The organism is uncultured Acidovorax sp., assembly GCF_964021665.1.
In the GTDB taxonomy this organism is placed as follows: Bacteria; Pseudomonadota; Gammaproteobacteria; order Burkholderiales; family Burkholderiaceae_C; genus Acidovorax; species Acidovorax temperans.
On the sequence record NZ_CAXIAK010000132.1, the window covers coordinates 1 to 6,705 of the forward strand.

Sequence of the window (6,705 nt, forward strand, 5' to 3'; positions counted from 1 at the left end):
CACGGCAAAACAGCATGAAGGCGAGTACGAAGACTTGCTCAGCCTGTGGTCTGACCTGGAAACGGCGCTGTCGCTGCTGCTGTCCAAACCCCTGCTGATCCACGACTTCCCGGGAAAGCTCCGCCAGCTGGATGTGTGGTTGCAGGATCTGGTTGCCCACGACAATGACGCGGCGCTATACCTCATGTTTCAGCTGGCGGCCACGTCAACAGCCAGCTACAGCGCGTCACACGCCCTGGTGTGCGCAACGCTGTGCCACATCCTCGCCCAGGAGCTGAAGCTTCCAGCCGCCGAGCGAGACAGCCTGGTGCGCGCGGCGCTGACCATGAACATCGGCATGACCGCGCTGCAAGACCAGCTCGCGCAGCAGCGGGAAAAGCCGACACCGCAGCAGCAGGAAGCCATCCAAAATCACCCCCTGCAAAGCCAGGCGCTGCTGGCGCGGCTGTTCATCACTGACCCTTTGTGGCTGGACGTGGTGGGGCAGCACCATGCACATATTTCAGACCGGATACCGCTGGAATCACAGACGCCCCCCGATCGACTGACACGCATTCTCGGAACCATAGACCGGTATGCCGCCATGATCAGCCCCCGCAAGTCCCGAGCCGGGCGCAGCGCCACCGATTCGGTGCGTGCGATTGTGGGGCAGGAGGTGGAGCAGAACGACGAGGTGAGCTACGCACTGGTGCGGGCCATCGGCTTGTGCCCGCCAGGCACTTTCGTAAAGCTCGACAACGGTGACACGGCGATTGTCTTGCGCCGTAGCGAAAAAGCCAATCACCCGCTGGTGGCCAGCCTGCTGGACCGGGCAGGCAACCACCAGGCCAAGCCCCTGCTGCACCCAACAGCCCAGGGCAGGCCACGCATACAGTCGGCGCTGGCCCGCTCGGCGGTGACTGTGGAACTCAACCACCGCACCATGGTGCGGCTCGGGTTGTATGCCGCCCAGCACAACGTCGGCATGCACAGCCTGGTCACCACGCCTGCCACGCTGGGCCTGCACTGAGGCGCGCCAGCCGCACTTGCTCCCGCGTGCGCGGCGCGTCTGGCTACTTCTTTGACTTGCCCAGCTTGGACTCCTTGCCTTCCAGCAAGCGCTTGATGTTTTCGCGGTGGCGCCACACCAACAGCATGGCCATCACAGCAATGGCTGCAGCAATGCTTTGCTCTGCATACCAGACAGCCCCATCCACCAGCAGATAGAACACCGGTGCAAACACCGCAGCCACCAGTGACGCCAGCGAGGAATAACGAAAGAACACGGCGATCAGCAGCCAGGTCACGGCGGTGGCCAAACCCAGCCAGGCATTGATACCCAACAGAACCCCCAGGGCCGTCGCAACGCCCTTGCCACCCCGAAAGCGGAAAAAAATGGGCCACAAATGCCCGAGGAATGCGGCCAAACCCACCAGAGCGATGGTTCCCTCTTCCAGACCATAGGGCTTGCCAAACCAGTGCACCAGCACCACGGGCAGCCAGCCCTTCACGGCGTCCAGCAGCAGAGTCACCACAGCAGCCACCTTGCTGCCCGAGCGCAGCACATTGGTTGCACCCGGGTTCTTGCTGCCGTAGGTACGTGGGTCACTGAGCCCCATCACCCGGGTGACGATGACAGCGAACGACAGCGAGCCCAGCAAGTAGGCAGCCACGGTGGCTAAAAGGGGATACACGGCGGTCAAAACAACTCCTTGGATAGATTCGGTACGGGCACGCCCGCATGCGGCGGCTATTCTGCCAGTGCGCACTGCACCGGCCGCGCCCCCAGCAGCTCGACGCACACGCGCGGGTCGATCTGCACCAGAAAGCCTCGGCGCCCCCCGTTGATGGCGATGCGCGGCAAACCGAGGATGCTCTCTTCGATGTAAACCGGCATGTCACGTCGGGTGCCGAACGGAGACGTGCCCCCCACCAAATAGCCGCTGTGGCGGTTCGCAACCTCTGGGGCACAAGGCTCCACCGACTTGGCACCGATCTGCCGGGCCAGGTTTTTGGTGGACACCTTGCGGTTGCCGTGCATCAGCACCACCAGCGGCTTGGCATCCTGATCCTGCATGATCAGCGTCTTGACCACCATGAACGGGTCGAGCCCCAGCACCGCAGCGCTGTGCTGGGCGCCGCCATGCTCCAGGTACTCATAAGGATGCTCGGTGTAGGCCACCTTGTGGGCCTTGAGCAGTTGGGTGGCGGGGGTTTCGGAAACGTGTTCTCTCTTGGCCATGGTGCAAAACAGGGTGACTCTCGATGGTAACCATCCCCAGCCTGAATCGCGAGGCGCATTTACCGGCGGCCACCGCATGAATCTTCTTGGCTAGCGCCATCAAAAAGGGCAACACCAGGGTTGCCCTTTTGCGTTGATGGAGCCTCATCCACCCTATTCACAGCGCTGGGTCGCGCGCCTCCCAGCGGATCGCATCAATCGCCTGCAGCACCTCGGGCAACAGCGTGGTGCCCCAGGCGTTCAGGTCTTCGTCCAGTTGCGCCAGCGATGTCACGCCGATGATGGTGCTGGCCACCTGCCACTTGGTGTAGCAGAACGCCAGCGCCATCTGCGTGGGCGTGAGGCCGTTGTCACGCGCGAGCTGGTTGTAGCGGCGGGCGGCGGCCAGCGACTCGGGGCGGCCCCAGCGCTGCTTGCGCACCGATTCATAGCGGGCAATGCGTGCGCCCTGGGGGGCCCCAGCGTCGGTCGGTGCGTGCTCGTCGTACTTGCCCGTCAGCAGGCCAAAGCCCAGGGGCGAATAGGCCAGCAGCGACACATTCAGGCGATGGCAGGTCTCGTCCATCGCGTTTTCCCAGGTGCGGTTGATGAGGCAATAGGGGTTCTGCACCGTGGCCACGCGCGGCAGGCCGTGTTGCTCGGCCAGGCGCACAAATTCGTGCACGCCATAGGGGGTTTCGTTCGAGAGGCCGATGGTGCGCACCTTGCCCGCCTTCACCAGCTTGGCCAGTGTTTGCAGCTGCTCGTGGATGGGCGTTTGCGAAGTTTCTTTGGCCGGGTCGTAATACAGCGTGCCAAAGGCGGGCACATGGCGTTCGGGCCAGTGGATCTGGTAGAGGTCGATTACATCGGTCTGCAGGCGGCGCAGGCTGCCTTCGCACGAGGCAATGATGTCCGCCGATGTCATGCCCTTGCCTTCGCGCACCCAAGGCATGCCGCGCGAAGGGCCTGCCACCTTGGTGGCCAGCACCAGCTTTTGGCGGGCACCAGGGTTCTTGGCAAACCAGTTGCCGATGATGGTTTCCGTCGCGCCAAAAGTCTCGGCCCGTGCGGGCACCGAATACATCTCGGCCGTGTCGATGAAGTTGACGCCGCGCGCCAGCGAGTGGCTGAGGATGGCGTGGGAATCTGCCTCGTTGACCTGCTCGCCAAACGTCATGGTGCCCAGGCAGATGGGGGTCACGCGCAGATCGCTCTGACCCAGTGTGATGTGTTGCATGCAGTACAAACTCCGAAGGCAGGCGCCACTCGCAGTGGGTGCAGTGCAGGCAACGCCCAGGGGAAGAAGGAACACCGGGGCAAGAGCCCGCCCGCGGCGGCAGACATCGTACAAGCGATTGCGCCGGGCTGCAGGCGATGAGCCTTGCCAGCGCCTCTGCAATATTTTGAATAAAAAGTGGCTCCAGCGCTTATAAAACAAGCGCAACCAGCTATTGATTTAATAGCAAACCAAACACAGCATCCCGCGCCTCACACCGCCAAATAGCGCTCCCACAGGCGGCGGTCGGCATTGAGCGCGGTAGAGTCCCCTTCCCACACCAGCCGCCCGCGTTCCAGGATGAGATGGCGGTCGGCCAAGTCCATGAGGCGGTGCACGTACTTGTCAACCACCAAGATGGTCTGGCCTGCGGCTTTCAGGGCGGCCAGGCAGCGCCAGATTTCCTCACGGATCACGGGGGCCAGCCCCTCGGTGGCCTCATCGAGGATGAGCAGCCGCGGGTTGGTAGACAGTGCGCGGCCAATGGCCAACATTTGCTGCTCGCCGCCCGAAAGCTGGCTGCCCAAGTGGTGCTGCCGTTCTTTGAGGCGCGGGAACACGTCGTAGATGCGCTCCAGGTCCCACACATCGCTCAGGCCGTTGCGCCGGTCGGCAAAAGCCACCAGGTGCTCACGCACGGTGAGGTTGGGAAACACATGACGCCCCTCGGGCACGATAGCCAGGCCCAGGCGGGCTATTGCATCGCAAGGCAAGCGCGCCGTGGGCTGGCCGGCAAAGTGGATGCTGCCTGCCGTGGGCCGCAGCGCCCCCACCAGCGCCTTGATGGTGGTGCTTTTGCCCATGCCGTTGCGGCCCAGCAACGACACCACCTCGCCCGCAGCAATCTGCAGGTGGATACCGAACAGCACCTGGCTGGCGCCGTACCCGGCCTCCAGGCCCTGGCAACTCAACAAGGGTGGTGGCGCGCTCATTCGGCGGTCTCCAGCGTTTCGGTGCCCAGGTACACGGCCTGCACCTCGGCGTTGTTGCGAATGGCGTCGGGGGTGCCGCTGGTCAGCACCCGCCCATACACCAGCACCGAGATGCGGTCAGCCAGGCGGAACACGGCGTCCATGTCGTGCTCGATCAGCAGCACGGCCATGTCGCGCCGCAGGGTGTCGATCAGCGCCACCATCTGCACCGATTCATCAGGGCCCATGCCGGCCATGGGCTCGTCCAGCAGCAACAGCTTGGGCGTGGCCGCCAGCGCCAGGGCGACGTCGAGCGTGCGCTGGGCACCATGCGGCAGTGCTCCCGCCAGTCCGTGCAGCTGGTGCTGCAGGCCCACCCGCTCGGCCAGTTGCTCGGCGCGTTCGTACAAGCCATGCGAACTGGAGCGGGGCTGCAAGAACCGAAAGCTGGAACCGCTGTGCGCCTGCACAGCCAGCACCAGGTTGTCGCGCACGCTTTGGTTCGGAAAAATGCGCGTGACCTGGAAGCAGCGCGACAGGCCCAGCGCCACCCGCCGATGCATGGGCAGGTGCGTGAGGTCTTGGCCGCCCAGCACGATGCGCCCGGCGTCTGGCGCCAGCAGGCCCGATATTTGGTTCACCAGCGTGGTCTTGCCCGCCCCGTTGGGGCCGATGAGCGCGTGGATTTCGCCCGGCTCCACCGTCAGGCTCACATGGTCCGTGGCCAGCAGGCCGCCAAACCGCTTGACCAGCCCTTGCACCTGAAAAAGGCTCATGGCTTGCTCCTGGCCCACAGATCACTCAGCGCCGCCAGCCCCTTGGGGGCATAGAGGGCGGTAGCAATCAACAGCAGGCCGAGCGGCATGTGCCAGTGGCTGGTGTGCAGCTTGAGCGCCTCTTCCAGCGCCAGCCACACGGCCGCGCCCACCGGCCCGCCCCAGCGGCGGCCCAGGCCGCCAATGATCAACATGACGATGAGCGTGGCCGACTGCGTCCAGTGCATCATCGACGGGCTGACAAAGCTGTTCCCCGTGGCCAGCAGTGCACCTGCCAGCCCGGCAATGGCCCCGGCCACCACAAAGGCCGTGAGCTGCAGCAGGTACACCGGGTAGCCCAGTGCCCGCATGCGGATTTCATTGTCGCGAATGCCGACCAGCGCGGTGCCAAAGCGCGAACCCGCGGCCCGGTCCAGCCACCACAGCAGCGCGGCAACGATGGCCAGCACCACCCAGTACAGCGTAGCCTCATCAGCCATCTCCAGCCCCATGCCCAGCGCGGGCCGCGCCATCAGCGTGTAGCCATCGTCGCCCCCATAGCTGCGCAGTGACACAAAGACGAAGTACAGCATCTGCGCAAACGCCAGCGTGATCATGATGAAGTACACGCCCTTGGTGCGCAGCGAAATCGAGCCAATGACCAGCGCCGCAAACGCCGCGAGCAGCGCTGCCGCAGGCCACATGACCCAGGCCGAGACGAACCCGGCATCGCTGAGCAGCACCACCGCATAGGCTCCCACGCCCATGAAGCCCGCGTGGCCCAGCGCCACCATGCCGCCAAAGCCCATGATGAAGTTCAGGCTGGCCGCAGCCAGCGCCACCACCAGCACACGGCGCACAAAGCCGATGTAGAAATCAAGCCCCAGCGCCGCAGCCACCGGGGGAAACAAGGCCAGCGCGAGCAGGATGGCCAGGGGCCATGCGGCGGCTTTCCAGCGCGAGGGGGAAGTCGAGGAAGAAATGGTCGCCTGCATAAAAACGGCTCAGGCTTTCGCAGAAAACAGCCCCGCAGGGCGAAAGGCCAGCACGGCGGCCATCAGGGCGTACATGGACACCTCGGCAAACAGGGGACCCAGATCGGCCGCCAGGGCCGGAGGCAGCGTGGCGCGCAGCAGCAGGGGCAAAAAGGCTCGGCCAATCGTGTCCACCAACCCCACCAGCATCGCCGCCACAAAGGCCCCGCGCACCGAGCCAATGCCGCCGATGACGATGACCACCAGCGCCGGGATCAGGATGGACTCGCCCATACCCACCTGCACGGCCACGAGCGGCCCCATGAGCGCGCCCGCCAGCGCGGCCAGGGCCGCACCCAGCACAAAAATGCCGCTGAAGATGCGCGTGACGCGCACCCCCATCAGCTCGGCCATCCAGCGGTTGGACGCGCCCGCGCGCACCAGCATGCCCACGCGGCTGTGGTTGACCAGCAGGTACAGCAGCAGCGCCACCAGCACCCCGGCGCCCAGCACCAGCAGCCGGTACGAAGGGTATGGCAGGCCCGCAAACAGTTCCACCGGCCCGGCCAGCGCAGCCGGGGCCGAA

At 64.9% G+C, this 6,705-nt stretch carries 8 protein-coding genes; 1 reads left to right on the plus strand and 7 read right to left on the minus strand.

The features are described 5' to 3' along the window. The coding region (locus AADJ04_RS17235) for an HD domain-containing phosphohydrolase (protein ID WP_341240365.1) at positions 1-1,009 on the plus strand (1,009 nt) is incomplete at its 5' end. Between the two features lie 43 nt (positions 1,010-1,052). Here AADJ04_RS17235 and plsY read toward each other — a convergent pair. From plsY to AADJ04_RS17270, 7 genes are all read right to left on the minus strand, one after another. Beyond that, on the minus strand, positions 1,053-1,682 hold the full coding sequence (gene plsY, locus AADJ04_RS17240; protein WP_341240366.1) for a glycerol-3-phosphate 1-O-acyltransferase PlsY: 630 nt from the start codon (positions 1,680-1,682) through the stop codon (positions 1,053-1,055). A gap of 47 nt (positions 1,683-1,729) precedes the next feature. Continuing rightward, positions 1,730-2,221: an aminoacyl-tRNA deacylase gene (locus tag AADJ04_RS17245; RefSeq protein ID WP_044395447.1), complete on the minus strand. Its 492-nt coding sequence runs from the start codon at positions 2,219-2,221 to the stop codon at positions 1,730-1,732. Between the two features lie 157 nt (positions 2,222-2,378). After that, on the minus strand, positions 2,379-3,440 hold the full coding sequence (locus AADJ04_RS17250) for an aldo/keto reductase (protein ID WP_341240367.1): 1,062 nt from the start codon (positions 3,438-3,440) through the stop codon (positions 2,379-2,381). A gap of 251 nt (positions 3,441-3,691) precedes the next feature. Further along, positions 3,692-4,411, minus strand: coding sequence for an ABC transporter ATP-binding protein (locus tag AADJ04_RS17255; RefSeq protein ID WP_341240368.1), 720 nt, complete (start codon positions 4,409-4,411; stop codon positions 3,692-3,694). Further along, complete coding sequence (locus AADJ04_RS17260; protein WP_341240369.1) at positions 4,408-5,166, minus strand: ABC transporter ATP-binding protein; 759 nt, start codon at positions 5,164-5,166, stop codon at positions 4,408-4,410. Before AADJ04_RS17260 ends, AADJ04_RS17255 begins: the two co-directional genes overlap by 4 nt. Next, positions 5,163-6,140: a branched-chain amino acid ABC transporter permease gene (locus AADJ04_RS17265; protein WP_341240370.1), complete on the minus strand. Its 978-nt coding sequence runs from the start codon at positions 6,138-6,140 to the stop codon at positions 5,163-5,165. Before AADJ04_RS17265 ends, AADJ04_RS17260 begins: the two co-directional genes overlap by 4 nt. A 9-nt stretch (positions 6,141-6,149) precedes the next feature. Continuing rightward, positions 6,150-6,705: branched-chain amino acid ABC transporter permease (locus AADJ04_RS17270; RefSeq protein WP_341240371.1), on the minus strand; the 556-nt coding region annotated here is incomplete at its 5' end.